Below are 3,254 nucleotides of genomic sequence, written 5' to 3'. Positions count from 1 at the left end.
CGTTGATACGAAAGTATGGGTGTTTGAAGTAGGAAAGAGAAAAAAGCGTAATAGAAACCAAGACAACTGTGAGTTGTAAGGTTAAGAAATTAAGCGTACACGGTGGATGCCTAGGCAATCAGAGGCGAAGAAGGACGTGTTAATCTGCGAAAAGCGACGGTGAGCTGATAAAAGGCGTTATAGCCGTCGATGTCCGAATGGGGAAACCCAGTGTAGGTGACTGCACTATCATCTGATGAATACATAGTCAGATGAGGCGAACCGGGAGAACTGAAACATCTAAGTACCCCGAGGAAAAGAAATCAACCGAGATTCCCCTAGTAGCGGCGAGCGAACGGGGAGGAGCCCAAAGCGGGTAGCATAATGTATCAGTGGAAGCGTCTGGAAAGTCGCACGATAGAGGGTGAAAGTCCCGTACACGAAGATGGATTATGTGGAAGCTTGAAGAGTAGGGCGGGACACGTGATATCCTGTCTGAAGATGGGGGGACCATCCTCCAAGGCTAAATACTCCTGATTGACCGATAGTGAACCAGTACCGTGAGGGAAAGGCGAAAAGAACCCCGGGAGGGGAGTGAAATAGACCCTGAAACCGTGTACGTACAATCAGTGGGAGCATGTGTCGTTGGGCATGTGTGACTGCGTACCTTTTGTATAATGGGTCAGCGACTTATATTCTGTAGCAAGGTTAACCGAATAGGGGAGCCGAAGGGAAACCGAGTATTAACTGTGCGTTAAGTTGCAGGGTATAGACCCGAAACCCGGTGATCTAGCCATGGGCAGGTTGAAGGTTGGTTAACACTAACTGGAGGACCGAACCGACTAATGTTGAAAAATTAGCGGATGACCTGTGGCTGGGGGTGAAAGGCCAATCAAACCGGGAGATAGCTGGTTCTCCCCGAAAGCTATTTAGGTAGCGCCTCATGTATAACTGTTGGGGGTAGAGCACTGTTTCGGCTAGGGGGCCATCCCGGCTTACCAACCCGATGCAAACTCCGAATACTGACAAGTTTAATCATGGGAGACACACGGCGGGTGCTAACGTTCGTCGTGAAGAGGGAAACAACCCAGACCGCCAGCTAAGGTCCCCAAGTCATAGTTAAGTGGGAAACGAAGTGGGAAGGCTTAGACAGCTAGGATGTTGGCTTAGAAGCAGCCATCATTTAAAGAAAGCGTAATAGCTCACTAGTCGAGTCGGCCTGCGCGGAAGATGTAACGGGGCTAAAACTATGCACCGAAGCTGCGGCAGTGCACGTAAGTGTATTGGGTAGGGGAGCGTTCTGTAAGCCGTAGAAGGTGTGTTGTGAGGCATGCTGGAGGTATCAGAAGTGCGAATGCTGACATAAGTAACGATAAAGCGGGTGAAAAGCCCGCTCGCCGGAAGACCAAGGGTTCCTGTCCAACGTTAATCGGGGCAGGGTGAGTCGACCCCTAAGGAGAGGCCGAAGGGCGTATCTGATGGGAAACGGGTTAATATTCCCGTACTGGCTATAACTGCGATGGGGGGACGAAGAAGGCTAGGTTTACCACCTATTGGATGGTGGGTTAAGCGTGTAGGGGTGTGATTAGGCAAATCCGGTCACTGAGACCCTGAGGCGTGATGACGAGCTACTAAGGTAGTGAAGTAATTGATGCCCTGCTTCCAGGAAAATCCTCTAAGCTTCAGGTTATAGTTAATCGTACCCGAAACCGACACAGGTGGTCAGGTAGAGAATACTCAGGCGCTTGAGAGAACTCGGGTGAAGGAACTAGGCAAAATGGTGCCGTAACTTCGGGAGAAGGCACGCTGATGGTAATTGAAGTCCCGCGCGGATGGAGGTGAAATCAGTCGAAGATACCAGCTGGCTGCAACTGTTTAATAAAAACACAGCACTGTGCAAACACGAAAGTGGACGTATACGGTGTGACGCCTGCCCGGTGCTGGAAGGTTAATTGATGGGGTTATGCGTAAGCAGAAGCTCTTGATCGAAGCCCCAGTAAACGGCGGCCGTAACTATAACGGTCCTAAGGTAGCGAAATTCCTTGTCGGGTAAGTTCCGACCTGCACGAATGGCGTAATGATGGCCAGGCTGTCTCCACCCGAGACTCAGTGAAATTGAAATCGCCGTGAAGATGCGGTGTACCCGTGGCAAGACGGAAAGACCCCGTGAACCTTTACTATAGCTTGACAGTGAACATTGAGCCTTAATGTGTAGGATAGGTGGGAGACTAAGAAGTGTGTACGCCAGTATGCATGGAGTCATCCTTGAAATACCACCCTTTAATGTTTGATGTTCTAACCTATACTTCTGAATCGAGGTAAGGGACACTGTCTGGTGGGTAGTTTGACTGGGGCGGTCTCCTCCCAAAGAGTAACGGAGGAGCACGAAGGTTAGCTAATCCTGGTCGGACATCAGGAGGTTAGTGCAATGGCAAAAGCTAGCTTGACTGCGAGAGTGACGGCTCGAGCAGGTACGAAAGTAGGTCATAGTGATCCGGTGGTTCTGAATGGAAGGGCCATCGCTCAACGGATAAAAGGTACTCCGGGGATAACAGGCTGATACCGCCCAAGAGTTCATATCGACGGCGGTGTTTGGCACCTCGATGTCGGCTCATCACATCCTGGGGCTGAAGTAGGTCCCAAGGGTACGGCTGTTCGCCGTTTAAAGTGGTACGCGAGCTGGGTTTAGAACGTCGTGAGACAGTTCGGTCCCTATCTGCCATGGGCGTAGGAAAATTGAGAGGGTTTGCTTCTAGTACGAGAGGACCGAAGTGAACGCACCGCTGGTGTACGGGTTGTGATGCCAATTGCATTGCCCGGTAGCTACGTGCGGAATAGATAAGTGCTGAAAGCATCTAAGTACGAAACTAGCCTCGAGATGAGTTTTCCCTGATGAGAATCAGTAAGGTCCGTTTGAGACTAAGACGTAGATAGGTCAGGTGTGTAAGTGTAGTGATACATTGAGCTAACTGATACTAATGAACCGAGAGTCTTAACCTTACAACTCGGAGTTGTTTTGGGATACGCGAGAGAGAAGAGAAAATCATCGGAAGGTGATTGAATATTGTAGAAACAGTTTGTTCCGGATTGAGGAATTGATGTAAAGATGAGATAATGACATCAATAGAGAAAGAGAAGACAGGATATGTCTGGCGGTAATAGCGCGGTGGTCCCACCTGACCCCATGCCGAACTCAGAAGTGAAACGCCGTAGTGCCGATGGTAGTGTGGGTATTACCCATGTGAGAGTAGGGTGCCGCCAGACTTTTAAATAAG

2 rRNA genes are annotated in these 3,254 nt (G+C 49.8%); both read left to right on the top strand.

From position 1 onward, the window contains the following. Nucleotides 1-79 precede the first annotated feature (79 nt). A 23S ribosomal RNA gene (locus tag J3U36_RS11290) occupies nucleotides 80-2,979 on the top strand. Nucleotides 2,980-3,127: 148 nt separating this feature from the next. Beyond that, a 5S ribosomal RNA gene (gene rrf, locus J3U36_RS11285) occupies nucleotides 3,128-3,243 on the top strand. The last annotated feature ends 11 nt before the right edge of the window (nucleotides 3,244-3,254 follow it).

The sequence above is a fragment of the Gilliamella sp. B3817 genome, from assembly GCF_026536705.1.
Classification (GTDB): domain Bacteria; phylum Pseudomonadota; class Gammaproteobacteria; order Enterobacterales; family Orbaceae; genus Gilliamella; species Gilliamella apicola_I.
Note: the sequence above shows the minus strand (reverse complement) of the source record. Positions and strands in the feature narration are given on the sequence as shown.